Below are 15,786 nucleotides of genomic sequence, written 5' to 3'. Positions count from 1 at the left end.
GTCTCTCTTCACACGTCGTCAGATGTCCCTCCTGGGACTGGCCACCGTGGCAGGCGCCGCCGCGCTCCCGGCCCAGGCCGAGATTTCGATCACGGTCGACCGCGGCAACTTCCAGCCGATGCCGATCGCGATCACCGATTTCGGCGGGTCCGACCCGAACCTGGGCGCGCAGATCTCCGGTGTGATCACCAACAACCTGCGCCGCTCAGGCGTCTTCGCGCCGATCGACAAGAAGGCCTTCGTCGAGAAGACGTCGAACCCCGACGTCGCGCCGCAGTTCGACTCGTGGAAGGTCATCAACGCGCAGGCGCTGGTGACCGGCCGCATCTCGCGCGATCCCTCGGGCCGGCTGCGCGCGGAGTTCCGGCTGTGGGACGTGTTCGCCGGCCAGCAGCTCACAGGCCAGCAGTACTTCACCGACCCGAACAACTGGCGCCGGGTCGCCCACATCATCTCGGACGCGATCTACGCGCGGCTGACCGGCGAGAAGGGCTTCTTCGACAGCCGCATCGTCTTCGTGGACGAGACGGGCCCGAAGGACAACCGCAAGAAGCGGCTCGCCCTCATGGACCAGGACGGCGCGAACCTGCGCTACCTGACCCGCGGCGACGACCTCGTGGTCACGCCGCGCTTCTCGCCGTCGAGCCAGGAAGTGACCTACATGTCCTTCGGTGGCGGTGACCCGAAGGTCTACCTGCTCAACATCGAGACCGGCCAGCGCGAGGTGGTCGGCAACTTCCCCGGCATGACCTTCTCGCCGCGCTTCTCGCCGGACGGGCAGAAGATCGTGATGAGCCTCGCGCAGGGCGCGTCGTCCAACATCTTCGTCATGGACCTGCGCTCGCGCACCACGACCCGCCTCACCGACACCAATGCCATCGACACGTCGCCGTCCTACTCGCCGGACGGCACGCAGATCGTCTTCGAGTCCGACCGCGGCGGCTCGCAGCAGATCTACGTGATGGGCGCAGGCGGCGGCGCGGCGAAGCGCATCTCCTTCGGCGAGGGCCGCTACTCGACGCCGGTCTGGTCGCCGCGCGGCGACTACATCGCCTTCACGAAGCAGAAGGGCGGCACCTTCGCGATCGGCATCATGAAGCCGGACGGCAGCGGAGAGCGCATCCTCACCGAAGGCTTCCACAACGAGGGCCCGTCCTGGGCTCCGAACGGCCGCTACCTCGTGTTTTTCCGCGACGCCGGCGGCAACTCCGGCGCGCGGCTGTTCATGGTCGACGTCACGGGTCGCGTCGAGCAGCCCGTCCCGGCGCCTTCCTTCGCGTCCGATCCGGCCTGGTCGCCGCTGCTGAACTGAACCGGTCACGAACAGGCACGGGAACCGCGCCGCCGTCGGCGGCGCGGCCGTGCCCCGTCGTCATCCGACGCGCACGATGCCCGGCGGCTGCCATGATCCCTCGCCCGGCGGCAGGATCGACGGCGGCGACTCCTTCGGCCAGTAGAGGCGCATGACGATGTAGGCGAGCCCGTCCGGCGCAGGGAGCCAGTTGCTCTCCTTGTCGGCGCCCGGCGACTTGTTCTGGATGTAGAGCGTCAGCGACCCGTCCGCGTTCAGCTTCATGCTGGGCAGCATCGGCGAGTTGATGAGGTAGCGATCGATCGGGTTGCGGATCAGGAGCTGCGTCTTTCCGTCATACATGGTGACGGACCAGAACGCGTTCACCGGCGGAAGCTGCCCGGCCGGGAAGGTGAGCGTGTAGTTGTTCTTCGACGTGTCGAGCGGCTGGCCGCTCGAATCCACCTTGGCGATGGGATACATCGCCTCGACCGCGTCGTTCCCGAAGATGCCGGCCTGGGCAGCGGCCGCCCGCAGCAGCCAGTCGCCGTGGAAGAAGTTTGCGTCGCCGAAGGCCGCGCCCACGCGCCAGCCGTTGATCTCCTTGCCGAAGTTGGAGACGGCGTCGTCGACCTTCTTCTTCCCCTCCTTCATGCCGAGCAGGATTTCGGCCTTGTCCTCGAGAGAGAGGGACTTGAAGTCGAAGTGGCTGCCATTACCGACACCGATCTTCGCGAGTTGCTCTCGGATCCACGCATCCTGCGGCAGGGCCGGGATGAACTGCAGCACGAAGTCGAGGTACTCGAAGAACTCCGTCTTCACGAGGTCCTTCTCGAACTTCGGGAACGACGGCAGCGGCAGGGCCGGAAGCGCCGCCCGGCCCTGGAAGACCGACAGGGGCTGCGCCTTGTATCCCGCCTGAACGGCCCGCATGGCGTCGAGGTCCGCCGGGTTGAAGAGCTGGGTGCGGAACACGGCCGCCGCGAAGGTGCTGGTCGAGCGGAACACCTTCTTGATCCCGGGGGGAACGGGGCCCGTCCAGTCAGGCCCGATGACCATGTAGCTGCCCGCACCGACTCCCGTCGCGCGGTTGCCAATGTACCCGAAGTTGTAGGTATTCATGTCCGTCAGCATGACGGAGTAGTAGCGCTTCGGGTCGAAGGCCGGGACGGTGAGGACGAAGGGCTCCGTACGCAGATCCATCCAGACGAACGAGTACGGCGTGTCGCTGTTGGGCGTGATCACCGCCGTGTCCTTCCACGTGAACACGTTGGATTCGTTCACGAGGACGTTGAACGGGGCCTTGTACTGGCCAGAGTTCTTGTCGACGGCGTACTCGTACATGATGGCGTAGGCCATCACCATCGGCAGGCCGTAGATGAAGCCCGCCTCCGCGATGTCCTTCGACTTGAAAAACCCGGGACGGCCGGACGAGAACCACTGCGCCGCCGCGCCTCCCGTTTGCAGGGCCCCCGCAGCGAGGGTGCCGGCGGCAGCGCCGCGAAGTAGATCGCGCTTCGTAAGCATGAGAGGGGGATCCGGTCCAGTTGAAGGTGCCTGACGCTAGCACCCTCGGCGACACGGATCCTATCGTATTGAGGACAGATCGAGCGGAAGCGGAGCGGCGGATGAACGCGGCCCGGCCGCGTCGTTCAGCCGGAAGGGGCCGCGTCGACGGGCCATGAAGTCAGGGTGCTAGAGGCCCGGCCCCTTGGCCGCTCCGAGGATCAGGCCGGGCTTCTCGGGCGTGCCTTCCTGGAGCAGCACGGCAAAGGTGTCGGCATTGCGCATCTTCATCAGGGAGGCCGGCGCCTCGAACGACTTGGCGGCGCCATCCCAGGTGCCGACCGGGACGATCTCGCGGACGACATTGGTGTAGGTGACCGTGCGCCCCTTGTTCTCGCCGCGCGCGATGGCGACCTCCGCCTTCCTCGTCACGGGAAGGAGGACAAGCGTCGCAGGCATGCGTGGAGGCTGGGCGGCCTGCGGTACCGCGACCCGGATCGTCTCGCCGTCGACGGTGGCCGTCAGCGCGACCGACATCGCGCCCTTGGACCGACCCGCCACGCGGGACGCGTTCACGGCGTCGCGATCCGAGCCGACGTTGTGGCGGGATCCGTTGACGATGGCCTGCGGCGTGTAGATGTGCCGGTCGCCCCGTGCGTCACCATACGCCCGCTGGCGGGCGGTGAACGCCTTGTCTGCGAGCGTGTCCTTCCAACCGAGATAATCCCAGTAGTCGACGGGGAAGGAGAGGGTCAGCAGCGAGGGGTCCTTCGCCATCTCCGACACCAGCAGGTCGGCAGACGGACAGGAAGAACAACCTTGGCTCGTGAAGAGCTCAAGAACAGCTTGCGGTGGTGTCGGAGTCTCGGCACGCAGCCCCCCGGAGACCAGAAGAGCCGCCACAAAGATTACCCTGCGATTGACAAATGCCATCCGCCTTGCCGCCACCGGAAGTTCACGTCGCCGGACCCTAGGCGCGAAGACCCCGGGTGAGAATTCACGTTGCCTTGAAGGGAAATGATACGGCCGCCGGCAAGGCCGGCGGCCGCACAACATTCACAGACCGGATCAGGCCGCGAGGCTCCGCAGGACGTACTGCAGGATGCCGCCGTTACGGAAGTACTCGAGCTCGTCGAGCGTATCGATGCGGCACACGAGCGGGACGGTCTTGGTCTTGCCGTCCGCGAAGGTGATCTCCGCCTTCAGGGTCTGGCGGGGCTTGAGGTCCGCGCCCAGGCCCTTGATCGTCACCGTCTCGTCGCCCTTGAGGCCGAGCGTCTGCCACGACGTGCCGTCCTCGAAGACCAGCGGGACGACGCCCATGCCGACGAGGTTCGAGCGGTGGATGCGCTCGAAGGACTGCGCCACCACGGCGCGCACGCCGAGGAGGTTGGTTCCCTTGGCAGCCCAGTCACGAGAGGAGCCGGTCCCGTACTCCTTGCCCGCGAAGATCACGAGCGGAACCTTGTCCTTCTTGTACTGCATCGCCGCGTCGTAGATCGGCAGCTGCTTGCCCGACGGATAGTGGATGGTCACGCCGCCTTCGACGCCCGGCACGATCTGGTTCTTGATGCGGATGTTGGCGAAGGTGCCCCGCATCATGACCTCGTGGTTGCCGCGCCGCGTGCCGTACTGGTTGAAGTCGGCAGGGTCGACCTTGTTCGCCATCAGGTACTTGCCGGCCGGCGAGGCCGCCTTGATCGATCCGGCCGGGGAGATGTGGTCGGTCGTGATCGAGTCGAGGAAGAGGCCGAGCACCCGGGCGCCGACGATGTCGGTGACGGGCTTCGGCGTCTTCGACATGCCGGTGAAGTAGGGCGGGTTCTGCACGTAGGTGGACTTGTTGTTCCACCCATAGGTCAGGCCACCCTCGACCTTGATCTTGCGCCACATGGCGTCGCCCTTGAACACGTCGGCGTACTTCGACTTGAAGAGCGCCTTCGTGATCGTCTTGCGGATGGTGTCCTCGATCTCCTTGGAGGACGGCCAGATGTCCTTCAGGTAGACGGGCTTGCCCTTCTTGTCGGCGCCGATCGGGTCCTTGCTGAGGTCGACCTGCAGCGAGCCCGCCAGTGCGTAGGCGACGACCAGAGGCGGCGACGCGAGGTAGTTCGCCCGCACGTCGGGGTTCACGCGGCCCTCGAAGTTGCGGTTGCCCGAGAGCACCGCGGCGGCGACGAGGTCGTTGTCGTTGATCGCCTTCGACACCTCCGCCGGCAGCGGGCCGGAGTTGCCGATGCAGGTCGTGCAGCCGAAGCCGACGAGGTTGAAGCCGAGCTTGTCGAGCGACTTCTGCAGGCCGGACTTGGCGAGGTACTCCGCCACCACCTGCGAGCCGGGCGCCAGCGAGGTCTTCACCCACGGCTTCACGGTGAGGCCCTTTTCCACCGCCTTGCGGGCGAGGATGCCGGCCGCCACCATCACCCCGGGGTTCGACGTGTTGGTGCACGACGTGATCGCAGCGATCACCACGTCGCCGTGGCCGATGTCGAAGTTCTTGCCCGAGACCTTGTAGCGCTTGGCGAGTTCGGCCGCGTCCTTCTTGAACTCGCCGGCCATGGCCGCCGCGAAACCGGCCTTCGACTCGGTGAGCAGCACCCGGTCCTGCGGCCGCTTCGGCCCGGCCAGCGACGGCTGGACGGTGCCGAGGTCGAGCTCGAGGACGTCGGTGAACACCGGGTCGGGCGTGACGCGGCTGCGGAACATGCCCTGGGCCTTGGCGTACTTCTCGACGAGGGCGACGCGGGCAGGCGCGCGGCCCGAGGTCTTGAGGAAGTCGAGCGTCTCGGTGTCGACCGGGAAGAAGCCGCAGGTCGCGCCGTACTCGGGCGCCATGTTGGCGATCGTCGCGCGGTCGGCGAGCGTCAGCGAGGCGAGGCCGGCGCCGAAGAACTCGACGAACTTGCCGACGACGCCCTTCTTGCGGAGCATCTGGGTGACGGTGAGGACGACGTCGGTCGCCGTCACGCCCTCGCGGATGCGGCCCGTGAGCTTGAAGCCGACCACCTCGGGCACCAGCATCGAGATCGGCTGGCCCAGCATGGCCGCCTCGGCCTCGATGCCGCCGACGCCCCAGCCCAGCACGGCCATGCCGTTGACCATCGTGGTGTGCGAGTCGGTGCCGACCAGCGTGTCCGGATACGCGACTTCCTGGACCTCCAGGCGGTTCTTCGCGTTGCGGACCTTCTCCTTCTTCGTCCAGACGGTCTGGGCGAGGTACTCGAGGTTCACCTGGTGGCAGATGCCCGTGCCCGGCGGCACGACGCGGAAGTTCTCGAACGCCTTTGAGCCCCAGCGCAGGAAGTCGTAGCGCTCGCCGTTGCGGGCATACTCCAGGGCGACGTTCTGCTTGAGCGCCTTCGGCGTGCCGAACTCATCGACGATCACCGAGTGGTCGATCACGAGGTCGACCGGGACGAGCGGATTGATCTTCTTGGGATCGCCGCCCAGCGTCTTCATCGCGTCACGCATCGCGGCGAGGTCGACGACGGCGGGGACGCCCGTGAAGTCCTGCATCAGAACGCGCGCCGGGCGGAACGCGATCTCGCGCTCGGACTTGCCCTTGCTGTTCAGCCACTCGGCCACGGCGAGGATGTCCTCCTTCGTGACCGACCGGCCGTCCTCGAATCGCAGGAGGTTCTCGAGCAGGACCTTCAGGGAGACGGGAAGGCGCGAGGCGCCCTTCAGCCCGTTCTTCTCCGCGTCCTTCAACGAGTAGTAGAAATAGGTTTTGGCGCCGACCTTGAGTTTCTTGCGGCACTTGAAGCTGTCGAGTGCAGTCACGGCTGGATCCTCTTGGGGTTCGCGATGGACTACGGCCAAATGCGTGGGCACGCGCGCCGCCCCGGGAGTGCCCGAGTCCCCGCGCTGGATGAAGCGCTCGACGCAGCCGTGGCGCTTATAGAAAACTTCGCAGGAAACCGCTACACGGACAAAAGTCGTCCTGTACCGGTCCCGTCGCCGCCACATGCGTCTCATTGCCGCCGATCTGGCCTGCGTGCGGTCCGGGCGGCCGATCTTCTCCGGTCTCTCGTTCGCCGTGGCGCAGGGTGAGTCGCTCGTCCTGACGGGCCGTAACGGCGCGGGGAAGTCGAGCCTCCTGCTGATCCTCGCCGGCCTCCTCGAGGCCGCCGGCGGCTCGGTCCGGCTGGAACCGGCCGACGGCGAGCGGACGGTCCCCGAAAGCGCCCACTATCTCGGCCACCGCGACGCGCTGAAGCCGGCCCTCACGCCACACGAGACGCTCGTCTTCTGGCAGGGCCTGCTGGGTCGCGCCCGCCTCACCCCCGACGCCGCGCTGGAGCGCATGGGCCTGTCCCACGCCCGCGACCTGCCCTGTTCCTACCTCTCCGCCGGCCAGCGCCGTCGCCTCGCCCTCGCCCGGCTCCTCGTCAGCTGGCGGCCGCTATGGCTGCTCGACGAGCCGACCTCGGCCCTCGACGTGGCCTCGCAGGGCCTGTTCGACCGCATCGTCGACGAACACCTCGACGCCGGCGGCCTCGCCATCGCCGCGACCCACATGCCGCTGGGCTTCCGCACGTCGCAGCGGCTCGCGGTGGGAGAGACGCGATGACGTCCGCCCTCACCGCGCTCTTCCTCCGGGAACTCAGGCTCGCCCTGCGCATCGGCGGCGGCGGGATCATGGGTCTCGTCTTCTTCCTGATGCTGGTCACCGTCGTCCCTTTCGCCATCGGGCCGGACCTCAACCTCCTCTCGCGGATCGGCCCGGCCATCCTCTGGATCGCGGCGGCGCTGGCCACGCTCCTGGGGCTCGACCGGCTGTTCCAGGCCGACGTCGAGGACGGCTCCATGGACCTCATCGTCATGGGCGAGGCCCCGCTCGAACTGGTGGTGGTCGTCAAGGCCGCCGCCCACTGGCTGCTGACCGGGCTCCCGCTCGTCCTCGCCGCGCCGCTGTTCGGCCTGCTCCTCGCCCTGTCGCCGGCTGCGCTGTGGGGGGTGACGGTGTCCCTCCTCCTCGGAACGCCCGGGTTGACGCTGATCGGCGCCATCGGCGCCGCCCTCACCTCCAGCCTGAGGCGCGGCGGGCTGGTGCTGTCCGTCCTCGTGCTGCCCCTTATGGTCCCGGTGCTCATCTTCGGCGTCTCGACCGCCAACGCCGCCATCGGCGGCACCATTCCGCTGGCGACCCCCCTCCTGATCCTGTCGGGTCTGTCGCTGTTCTCGCTGGTGCTCGCGGCCTTCGGCGCCGCTGCCGCCATCCGGGCCGGGGCGGCCTGAAAGCGCTGGTCTGGAAAGGGTTTCCGTTGCGCCCTAAGTGTGCTTGCGCTAAAGCCCGACCGGGTCAACACGTGACTGCAGGGAGTTGAGGAAATGGCACATCACGACGCGTCGCACGGCGGCCACCCGGCCATGGACTATGCCGAGCACGAGCGCACGTATGCCGCCTTCACCACGATGACGAAGTGGGGCACGATCACCGTGGCCACCATCCTCGTCCTCATGGCGATCTTCCTCGTCTGACCCAAGCGACCCCTCGCCCGGCGCCCCTCGGGGTGCGCGGGTGCCCAGCGCGCCCGTGGTCGGCGCGCCCAGCGGAGAGCCGCCCATGCGCATCGCCGTGCCCACCGAGACCGAGGGTCAGGAGACCCGCGTCGCCGCGACGCCCGAGACCGTGAAGAAGCTCGGCGCCCTCGGCGCCACCGTCGTCGTGCAGAGCGGCGCGGGGCTGACGTCCGGCATCACCGACGCCGAGTTCGAGGCGGCCGGGGCGACCATCGCGAAGGACGCCAAGGCGACGCTGGCTGACGCCGACGTGGTTCTGAAGGTCCGGCGGCCGGGCACGAAGGAAATCGGGCAGATCAAGCCCGGCGCCCTCGTGATCGGCATCATGGACCCCTACGGCAATGACGCAGCGCTGAAGGCGCTGGCGGATGCCAAGGTTTCTGCGTTCGCCATGGAGCTGATGCCGCGCATCACCCGCGCCCAGGTCATGGACGTGCTCTCCTCGCAGGCCAACCTCGCCGGCTACCGCGCCGTCATCGACGCCGCAGCCGAATTCGGCCGCGGCCTGCCGATGATGATGACCGCCGCCGGAACGGTGCCGGCCGCGAAGATTTTCGTCATGGGCGCCGGCGTCGCCGGCCTCCAGGCCATCGCCACGGCCCGCCGCCTCGGTGGCGTCGTCACCGCGACCGACGTGCGCCCCGCCGCCAAGGAGCAGGTGGAGTCGCTCGGCGCCAAGTTCATCGCGGTGGAGGACGAGGAGTTCAAGCAGGCCGAGACGGCCGGCGGCTACGCCAAGGAGATGTCGAAGGAGTACCAGGCCAAGCAGGCCGCGCTGGTCGCCTCGCACATCGCCAAGCAGGACATCGTCGTCACGACGGCGCTGATCCCCGGGCGCCCCGCGCCGAAGCTCATCACCGAGGAGATGGTGGCCTCGATGAAGCCGGGCTCGGTCATCGTCGACCTCGCCGTCGAGCGGGGCGGCAACGTGGCGCTGGCCAAGCCCGGCGAGATCGTCACCACGCCGAACGGCGTCAAGATCGTCGGACACCTCAACGTTCCCGGCCGCCTCGCGGCGACGGCGTCCGCGCTTTACGCCAAGAACCTCTTCGCCTTCCTCGAGACCATGGTCGACAAGGCTGCCAAGGCCATCGCCGTGAAATGGGACGACGAACTCGTCAAGGCGACGAACCTGACCCGCGACGGCGCGGTCGTGCACCCCAACTTCCAGCCCAAAGTCGCCGAGCCGGCGGCCTGACGGGAGGCTTGAATGGCCAACGAGACACCGCAGCAGCTGCTCGAGAAGGCGCAGGCCGCCGCCCGGCTGGCCCAGGAGGCCGCCAACGCCGCGCAGGCCAATGCCGACCAGCTGGCCGGCGCCCTCGGCGCCGCCGCCCATGCCGCGACCGGCGGGGCGATCGATCCCTTCGTGTTCCGCCTCGCCATCTTCGTGCTGGCGGTCTTCGTCGGCTACTACGTGGTCTGGTCGGTCACGCCGGCCCTGCACACGCCGCTGATGTCGGTCACCAACGCGATCTCGTCGGTCATCGTGGTCGGCGCCCTGCTCGCCGTCGGCGTCGACGCCGGGCAGATCGGTGACGACGGCCCGATCTGGGCGCGCCTCCTCGGCTTCGTGGCGCTGATCCTCGCCAGCGTGAACATCTTCGGCGGGTTCCTCGTCACCCAGCGCATGCTGGCGATGTACAAGAAGAAGGGCTGACAGGGATGAGCGCGAACGTCGCAGCCCTCCTCTACCTCGTCGCGGGCGTCCTCTTCATCATGGCGCTGCGCGGGCTCTCGTCGCCCGCGACCAGCCGCCAGGGCAACCTCTTCGGCATGGTCGGCATGGCCATCGCCATGGTGACAACGCTCGTCCTGTCGCCGCCCAGCGGCGTGATGGGCTGGCTGCTGCTGATTGCCGGCCTCGGCATCGGCGGCGGCGCCGGCGCCGTCGTGGCAAAGCGCATCCCGATGACGGCGATGCCGCAGCTCGTCGCCTTCTTCCATTCGCTGGTCGGCCTCGCCGCAGTGATGGTCGCGGCGGCGGCGCTGTATGCCCCGGCCGCCTTCGGCCTCGGCAAGGTTGGCACGATCCCGAAGGCGAACCTCGTCGAGATGGCGCTGGGCGTCGCCATCGGCGCGATCACCTTCACCGGCTCGGTCATCGCCTTCCTCAAGCTCGACGGGCGCATGAGCGGCAAGCCGATCATGCTGCCGCAGCGCCACGCCATCAACATCGGCCTCGCCATCCTGCTGGCCGTGCTGATCGTCGCGCTCGTCATGACCGAGAGCCACACCGCCTTCTGGCTGATCGTCATCGTCAGCTTCGTGCTCGGCGTGCTGATCATCATCCCGATCGGCGGCGCGGACATGCCGGTCGTGGTGTCGATGCTCAACTCCTACTCGGGCTGGGCGGCCGCGGGCATCGGCTTCACCCTGGGCAACCTTGCGCTGATCATCACGGGCGCGCTGGTCGGCTCCTCGGGCGCGATCCTCTCCTACATCATGTGCAAGGGGATGAACCGCTCCTTCATCTCCGTCATCCTCGGCGGCTTCGGCGGCGAGACGGCCGCGGCCGGGTCCGGCGTGAAGGAGACGCGGCCGGTGAAGCAGGGCTCCGCCGACGACGCCGCCTTCATGATGAAGAACGCGTCGAAGGTGATCATCGTCCCCGGCTACGGCATGGCGGTCGCCCAGGCGCAGCACGCGCTGCGCGAGATGGCCGACAACCTGAAGAAGGAAGGGGTGGAGGTGAAGTACGCCATCCACCCGGTCGCGGGCCGCATGCCCGGGCACATGAACGTCCTGCTCGCCGAGGCCAACGTGCCCTACGACGAGGTGTTCGAGCTCGAGGACATCAACTCGGAGTTCGCGCAGGCGGACGTGGCCTTCGTCATCGGCGCCAACGACGTGACCAACCCGGCTGCCAAGACGGACCCGGCCTCGCCGATCTTCGGCATGCCGATCCTCGACGTGGAGAAGGCCAAGACCGTGCTCTTCATCAAGCGCGGCATGGGCTCCGGCTACGCGGGCGTCGAGAACGAGCTGTTCTTCAAGGACAACACGCTCATGCTCTTTGCCGACGCCAAGAAGATGGTCGAGGACATCAACAAGGCGATGGCCCACTGAGGGCCCTCACCTTCGTGTGAACGTCATGACGGCCGGTCACCATGCCGGCCGTTTTCTTTTGCCCCGACGCACGGGACGCCGAGATGGGCGAGGCACGCGCCGCCGACATCCTCATCCGCGACATGACGGTGGACGACCGCCCCGCCGTCGCCGCGCTTCTGCTCGCCCTGAACCGCCACGAGGACCGCATCGCCGGTGACCGCTTCGTGGCTGAGGAGGCCGGATGGGCCTGCCTCGCGGAGGACGAGGCCTGGATCACCGGGCATGGCGGGGCGATCCTCGTCGCCACGGACGCGTCCGGTGTGGCCGGCGTGCTGGTGCTCTGCTTCGACAGCGCCGAGACCTTCCTGCGCCCGGACCTGCGCCCCCACGGGCTCGTCGCCGACCTCGTGGTGGCGGAGCGGGCGCGCAGCCGCGGCATCGGGCGCCTGCTGCTCGCCGAAGCCGAGAAACGCACACGGGCCGCCGGGCTCGCGGCCATGCACATCCATGCGCTGGTGGGGAACGATCCCTCCCTGCGCCTCTACGAGGATGTCGGCTTCCGACGGCAGTCGATCGAACTGGTCAAGCGCTTCTAGGCTGACCGGGCGCAGGCCGGTCAGGCCCGGCCGCCGACCCGCTGGATACCAGCCCGCGCGGCCTGGTTGTTCGGATCGATGGACAAGGCGCGCTGGTAGTTCTCCTGCGCCTTGGCGCGGTCGCCCTTCTTCTCCCAGGCGAGGCCGAGGCCGGCCCAGCCGTTGGCGTCGCGGTTGTCGACGTTCAGGCCCGCGTTGAAGTCCTCGATGGCCTGGTCGAGCTTGCCCACGGCGACGAGGCTCTGGCCCCGCGCCAGGTAGGGCGCCGCGGCGAACGGATCGCGGTCGATCGCCGCGTCGAAGTCGTTGATCGCCTGCGGGTGCTGGCCCTGCCGCTGGTAGATCAGGCCGCGCGCGTGGTGGGGCTGCGCCGACTCCGGACTCAGCCGGATGGCCTGCGACAGATCGGCGAAGGCCGCGTTGAAATCGTTCTGTGCGCGCGACAGGTTCGCCCGGCCGAGATAGGCCGGCCCATAGTTCGGGTCGGCCTGGATCGCGCGGTTGAAGTCCGTCATCGCCGCGTCGTTGCGGCCCGTCTGGCGCAGCGCCAGGGCGCGGTTGGTGTAGGCGGCGGCATAGCCCGGGTTGAGCTCGATCGCCTTGGTGAAGTCGGCGATGGCGTCCTGGTAACGGCCGATGCGCGCATAGGCGGCGCCGCGGGTGTTGTAGGGGCCCGGGTCATTCGGGTTCGCCTTGATGACATCCGTCAGCGACTGGATGTTGATCTGCTGCACGCCGTTCTTGTCGTCGACGCACTCGGCGATCCCGCCGCAGTTCCCCGCGCGCGTCACCGTCTCGCAGCCCGCCAGAACGGCGACACCCGCGAGGGCGGCGAGGATCAGCGCCGGCCGGCGGACGGCCGCGAAGGGGGAGAAGGTCGCGTGCATGCTGCAATCCCTGACGTGACCGAGGATCGTGCGACCCCCGGGGAGAAAAGGCGAGGCGCCCAGCGACCATTGCGGTCGGGGCGCCGCTTTGGATCCATGTGGTACAGGCGGCGTGCCTGCACCGGTGTCAGCGCGCCCCCATCCGGGAGGGCGGAGCCGGGAGGAGGCCTTCGCGCTGGGCCGCCTTACGAGCCAGCTTGCGCGCCCGGCGCACCGCCTCGGCCTTCTCGCGCGTCTTCTTCTCGGAGGGCTTCTCGAAGTGATCCCTCAGCTTCATTTCCCGGAGGATGCCCTCGCGCTGCATCTTCTTCTTGAGAGCCTTCAGGGCCTGGTCGACGTTGTTGTCACGAACGAGAACCTGCACGCGTCGTTTCCCGATTTTCCCAGTTGGACACGGACACTCGAGACTGCGGTGAACATGCTGAGCCTCGCCGCGGGCGCAAACCCCCGGCAAATCGGACGAGTCGGTTAGCAGAAACAGGCCCTGATGTCCACGGGCGGCCCTGTCCGCGCGCCTCTCTCAGGCCGGGAACACGCGCGTGACGTGCCCCATCTTGCGGCCTTTGCGAGCCTCGCGCTTGCCATAGAGATGCAGGTGGGCGCCCGGCGTCTCGGCGATCTCGCGCCAGCGCAGGGCCTCGTCGCCGACGAGGTTCTCCATCTCCACCCGCCCGAGTCGACGGACGGACCCGAGAGGCCAGCCCGCGACCGCGCGCATGTGCTGCTCGAACTGGGACGTCTCCGCGCCCTCGATCGTCCAGTGGCCGGAATTGTGCACCCGCGGCGCGATCTCGTTGACCAGCACGCGCTCGCCGGCGGCGTCGCGCAGCACGAAGAACTCCACGGCCAGCACGCCGACATAGTCGAGCGCCACCGCGATGCGGGCCGCATGCTCCTTGCAGGCATGCTCCGTCGCCGGCGACAGCGATGCGGGCACGCGGGTCATGGCGAGGATGTGGTGCCGGTGCTCGTTCTCGCAGACGTCGAACGGCGTGACCACGCCGTCCGCGCCTCGCGCGACGACGACCGAGGCCTCCAGCGCGAAGGGGACGAACGCCTCCAGCACGCACGGATTGCGACCAACCGTATCCCAGGCCTCCGAGAGGTCGGTTTCCGGGCGGATTATGACCTGCCCCTTGCCGTCGTAGCCGAAGCGGCGCGTCTTCAGCACGCTCGGTCGTCCCAGCGCCGCCACGGCTGCGTGGAGGTCGGCGAGCGAATCCACCGCGCGGAAGGCCGGGGTCGGCAGGCCGATGTCGTTGACGAAGCTCTTCTCCACGAGACGGTCCTGCGTCGTCGCCAGCGCCCGCGGACCGGGAAGGACCGGCACGCGCGCCGCGAGGAAGGCCGCCGTGTCCGCCGGCACGTTCTCGAACTCGTAGGTCACGACCTTCACCGCCGCGGCGAAGGCGGCAAGCGCGGCCTCGTCGTCGTAGCGTGCCACGGTCCGGGCAGCGGCGACAGGGAAGGCCGGGCTGTCCTCCTCCGGCGCCAGGATGTGGCAGTCGAGCCCCAGCGGCGCGGCGGCGAGCGCCATCATCCGGGCAAGCTGGCCGCCGCCGAGGATGCCGATGACGTCGCCCGGCTGCAGCATCCCGACGGACGGCGTGGTCATGGCGTGTCGACCGGCTCGTCGGCAACGGCGGCGGTCTGCGCCGCGCGCCATGCATCGAGCCGCGCCGCGAGGGCCTGGTCGTTCAGCGCCAGGATCGACGCGGCGAGCAGCGCCGCGTTCACGGCGCCGGCCCGTCCGATCGCGAGCGTGCCGACCGGGATGCCCGCCGGCATCTGGACGATGGAGAGCAGGCTGTCCTGCCCCGACAGCGCCTTCGACTCCACGGGGACCCCGAGAACCGGCAGGCTGGTCAGCGATGCCGCCATGCCGGGCAGGTGCGCGGCCCCGCCAGCGCCGGCGATGATGACGCTGTAGCCGGCGGCCTTGGCGCCCTTCGCAAAGGCGAAGAGACGCTCGGGGGTCCGGTGCGCCGAGACGATCCTGGCGTCGAAGCCGACCTCGAGCCGGCCGAGCGTGTCGGCGGCGTGCTTCATGGTCGCCCAGTCGGACTGGCTGCCCATGATGATCGCGACGGGACGGCTGCTGCTCATGGCACCCCGCTGGCTCCCCCGGCACGCGCCGGATCCGGAAAGCGCGCCTTGTATCGGCTGCGGGCCGGGCTGCGCAAGGCCCGGCGGCGCCCGCGCTCCGGCCTCACGCGATGATGTCGGGCGTCACCTGGTCGGACAGCGCGATGATGCGGTCCTTGAGGTAGAGCTTGCGCTTCTTGAGCCGCTGGATCTGCAACTGGTCCTTGGCGGAAATGCCCTCGAGCGCGTTGATGGCCGCGTCGAGATCCCGGTGCTCCTGTCGCAACCGGGCGAGTTCCGCAATGAGGGCCTCGTCGCTCCGGTCGCCGGTGTCGTTCGCCATGGCACTCGTGAATCAAGCCTGCACGGCCCCGAAGGGCGGAAATCACTATGGCCGCGGCTCCCGCCCTCAGCAAGCGGCGCGCGCAGCGTGCAGTGCACAAGCAAAGGGCCCCCGACATCGATTTTGGTTGGTGACCCAATTTTTGCCGTGCGCCCGGTTTTGGATTTCCGCCGGGGCGGGGATGTGTCACTCTATTGTTGCGAAGAGCACTGGGAGGTTTCGCAATGGCCTTGCAGTCCCACCTTGCCGAACTCGAGAGGCGGCATCAGGCGCTCGAAAAGGAGATCGAACAGGAACTCCTCCATCCGTCGAGCGACGACCTCAGATTGGTAGAGTTGAAGCGGCGTAAGTTGCAGTTGAAAGACGAGATCGAACGGATCCGTCAGGCGACCCCCAAGCCGACGTTGCACTGATCTACGGATCTCGCTTTCGGGGACAAGTCATTGTCGCCGCCGCGGACCTTGTGAGGTTCGCGGCGGTCTTGATTCGGGGACCCGTGAG

The 15,786-nt window shown here is 68.3% G+C and carries 17 protein-coding genes; 9 read left to right on the top strand and 8 right to left on the bottom strand.

Features of this window, described 5'->3' with window-relative positions; translation table 11 throughout:
• Positions 1-22 precede the first annotated feature (22 nt).
• Entirely contained in the window at positions 23-1,312 is a 1,290-nt protein-coding gene (gene tolB / locus ACX9GQ_RS01015; protein WP_459627662.1) for a Tol-Pal system beta propeller repeat protein TolB, read from the top strand.
• A 60-nt stretch (positions 1,313-1,372) separates the two neighbouring features.
• On the opposite strand, the gene ACX9GQ_RS01010 is transcribed toward tolB, so the two are convergent.
• The 3 genes from ACX9GQ_RS01010 to acnA all read right to left on the bottom strand — a co-directional run bounded on the left by ACX9GQ_RS01010 (position 1,373) and on the right by acnA (position 6,580).
• Positions 1,373-2,818 carry a DUF1254 domain-containing protein gene (locus ACX9GQ_RS01010; protein ID WP_459627661.1) on the bottom strand — a complete coding sequence of 482 codons (1,446 nt, stop codon included), beginning with the start codon at positions 2,816-2,818 and terminating at the stop codon, positions 1,373-1,375.
• 168 nt (positions 2,819-2,986) lie between these two features.
• Positions 2,987-3,730, bottom strand: a complete 744-nt coding sequence (locus ACX9GQ_RS01005) for a DUF1223 domain-containing protein (protein WP_459627660.1) — start codon at positions 3,728-3,730, stop codon at positions 2,987-2,989.
• A gap of 135 nt (positions 3,731-3,865) precedes the next feature.
• Positions 3,866-6,580 (bottom strand): aconitate hydratase AcnA, encoded by a 2,715-nt coding sequence (acnA, locus tag ACX9GQ_RS01000; protein ID WP_459627659.1) that lies wholly within the window; start codon positions 6,578-6,580, stop codon positions 3,866-3,868.
• A 184-nt stretch (positions 6,581-6,764) separates the two neighbouring features.
• Between acnA and ccmA the strand changes: the two genes are divergently transcribed.
• The 7 genes from ccmA (at position 6,765) to ACX9GQ_RS00965 (ending at position 11,970) form a co-directional block, all read left to right on the top strand.
• Positions 6,765-7,370, top strand: a complete 606-nt coding sequence (ccmA, locus tag ACX9GQ_RS00995) for a heme ABC exporter ATP-binding protein CcmA (protein WP_459627658.1) — start codon at positions 6,765-6,767, stop codon at positions 7,368-7,370.
• Positions 7,367-8,038, top strand: coding sequence for a heme exporter protein CcmB (gene ccmB, locus ACX9GQ_RS00990; protein ID WP_459627657.1), 672 nt, complete (start codon positions 7,367-7,369; stop codon positions 8,036-8,038). Before ccmA ends, ccmB begins: the two co-directional genes overlap by 4 nt.
• Positions 8,039-8,131: 93 nt before the next feature.
• A complete protein-coding gene (locus tag ACX9GQ_RS00985; protein ID WP_459627656.1) occupies positions 8,132-8,281 on the top strand; it encodes an aa3-type cytochrome c oxidase subunit IV in 150 nt (49 codons plus the stop codon).
• A gap of 85 nt (positions 8,282-8,366) precedes the next feature.
• Positions 8,367-9,521: a Re/Si-specific NAD(P)(+) transhydrogenase subunit alpha gene (locus ACX9GQ_RS00980; RefSeq protein WP_459627655.1), complete on the top strand. Its 1,155-nt coding sequence runs from the start codon at positions 8,367-8,369 to the stop codon at positions 9,519-9,521.
• Positions 9,522-9,533: 12 nt separating this feature from the next.
• Positions 9,534-9,983 (top strand): proton-translocating transhydrogenase family protein, encoded by a 450-nt coding sequence (locus ACX9GQ_RS00975; RefSeq protein WP_459627654.1) that lies wholly within the window; start codon positions 9,534-9,536, stop codon positions 9,981-9,983.
• A gap of 5 nt (positions 9,984-9,988) precedes the next feature.
• Positions 9,989-11,392, top strand: a complete 1,404-nt coding sequence (locus tag ACX9GQ_RS00970) for an NAD(P)(+) transhydrogenase (Re/Si-specific) subunit beta (protein ID WP_459627653.1) — start codon at positions 9,989-9,991, stop codon at positions 11,390-11,392.
• A gap of 83 nt (positions 11,393-11,475) precedes the next feature.
• On the top strand, positions 11,476-11,970 hold the full coding sequence (locus tag ACX9GQ_RS00965; protein ID WP_459627652.1) for an N-acetyltransferase family protein: 495 nt from the start codon (positions 11,476-11,478) through the stop codon (positions 11,968-11,970).
• A 20-nt stretch (positions 11,971-11,990) separates the two neighbouring features.
• Here the strand turns inward: ACX9GQ_RS00965 and ACX9GQ_RS00960 are convergent, their stop codons facing one another.
• From ACX9GQ_RS00960 to ACX9GQ_RS00940, 5 genes are all read right to left on the bottom strand, one after another.
• Entirely contained in the window at positions 11,991-12,857 is an 867-nt protein-coding gene (locus ACX9GQ_RS00960) for a tetratricopeptide repeat protein (RefSeq protein WP_459627651.1), read from the bottom strand.
• A 127-nt stretch (positions 12,858-12,984) separates the two neighbouring features.
• Positions 12,985-13,221, bottom strand: a complete 237-nt coding sequence (rpsU, locus tag ACX9GQ_RS00955; RefSeq protein WP_459627650.1) for a 30S ribosomal protein S21 — start codon at positions 13,219-13,221, stop codon at positions 12,985-12,987.
• Positions 13,222-13,377: 156 nt separating this feature from the next.
• Positions 13,378-14,472, bottom strand: a complete 1,095-nt coding sequence (locus ACX9GQ_RS00950; RefSeq protein WP_459627649.1) for a 5-(carboxyamino)imidazole ribonucleotide synthase — start codon at positions 14,470-14,472, stop codon at positions 13,378-13,380.
• Positions 14,469-14,963, bottom strand: coding sequence for a 5-(carboxyamino)imidazole ribonucleotide mutase (purE, locus tag ACX9GQ_RS00945; protein WP_459627648.1), 495 nt, complete (start codon positions 14,961-14,963; stop codon positions 14,469-14,471). Before purE ends, ACX9GQ_RS00950 begins: the two co-directional genes overlap by 4 nt.
• A 103-nt stretch (positions 14,964-15,066) precedes the next feature.
• Positions 15,067-15,285, bottom strand: coding sequence for a YdcH family protein (locus ACX9GQ_RS00940; protein ID WP_459627647.1), 219 nt, complete (start codon positions 15,283-15,285; stop codon positions 15,067-15,069).
• Between the two features lie 224 nt (positions 15,286-15,509).
• Here ACX9GQ_RS00940 and ACX9GQ_RS00935 point away from each other — a divergent pair, with 224 nt between their 5' ends.
• Positions 15,510-15,698, top strand: a complete 189-nt coding sequence (locus ACX9GQ_RS00935) for a YdcH family protein (protein WP_459627646.1) — start codon at positions 15,510-15,512, stop codon at positions 15,696-15,698.
• Positions 15,699-15,786: the final 88 nt, after the last annotated feature.

It is taken from the genome of Alsobacter sp. R-9, assembly GCF_054612375.1.
The sequence above is the reverse complement of the archived record's forward strand: the minus strand, read 5'-3'. Positions and strand labels throughout refer to the sequence as shown.

Excerpts from the sequence above, each read along its gene's own strand:
- tolB (WP_459627662.1), top strand. The coding sequence starts at position 23 with ATGTCCCTCCTGGGACTGGCCACCGTGGCAGGCGCCGCCGCGCTCCCG.
- ACX9GQ_RS01010 (WP_459627661.1), bottom strand. The coding sequence starts at position 2,818 with ATGCTTACGAAGCGCGATCTACTTCGCGGCGCTGCCGCCGGCACCCTC.
- ACX9GQ_RS01005 (WP_459627660.1), bottom strand. The coding sequence starts at position 3,730 with ATGGCATTTGTCAATCGCAGGGTAATCTTTGTGGCGGCTCTTCTGGTC.
- ccmA (WP_459627658.1), top strand. The coding sequence starts at position 6,765 with ATGCGTCTCATTGCCGCCGATCTGGCCTGCGTGCGGTCCGGGCGGCCG.
- ccmB (WP_459627657.1), top strand. The coding sequence starts at position 7,367 with ATGACGTCCGCCCTCACCGCGCTCTTCCTCCGGGAACTCAGGCTCGCC.
- ACX9GQ_RS00985 (WP_459627656.1), top strand. The coding sequence starts at position 8,132 with ATGGCACATCACGACGCGTCGCACGGCGGCCACCCGGCCATGGACTAT.
- ACX9GQ_RS00980 (WP_459627655.1), top strand. The coding sequence starts at position 8,367 with ATGCGCATCGCCGTGCCCACCGAGACCGAGGGTCAGGAGACCCGCGTC.
- ACX9GQ_RS00975 (WP_459627654.1), top strand. The coding sequence starts at position 9,534 with ATGGCCAACGAGACACCGCAGCAGCTGCTCGAGAAGGCGCAGGCCGCC.
- ACX9GQ_RS00970 (WP_459627653.1), top strand. The coding sequence starts at position 9,989 with ATGAGCGCGAACGTCGCAGCCCTCCTCTACCTCGTCGCGGGCGTCCTC.
- ACX9GQ_RS00965 (WP_459627652.1), top strand. The coding sequence starts at position 11,476 with ATGGGCGAGGCACGCGCCGCCGACATCCTCATCCGCGACATGACGGTG.
- ACX9GQ_RS00960 (WP_459627651.1), bottom strand. The coding sequence starts at position 12,857 with ATGCACGCGACCTTCTCCCCCTTCGCGGCCGTCCGCCGGCCGGCGCTG.
- ACX9GQ_RS00950 (WP_459627649.1), bottom strand. The coding sequence starts at position 14,472 with ATGACCACGCCGTCCGTCGGGATGCTGCAGCCGGGCGACGTCATCGGC.
- purE (WP_459627648.1), bottom strand. The coding sequence starts at position 14,963 with ATGAGCAGCAGCCGTCCCGTCGCGATCATCATGGGCAGCCAGTCCGAC.
- ACX9GQ_RS00940 (WP_459627647.1), bottom strand. The coding sequence starts at position 15,285 with ATGGCGAACGACACCGGCGACCGGAGCGACGAGGCCCTCATTGCGGAA.
- ACX9GQ_RS00935 (WP_459627646.1), top strand. The coding sequence starts at position 15,510 with ATGGCCTTGCAGTCCCACCTTGCCGAACTCGAGAGGCGGCATCAGGCG.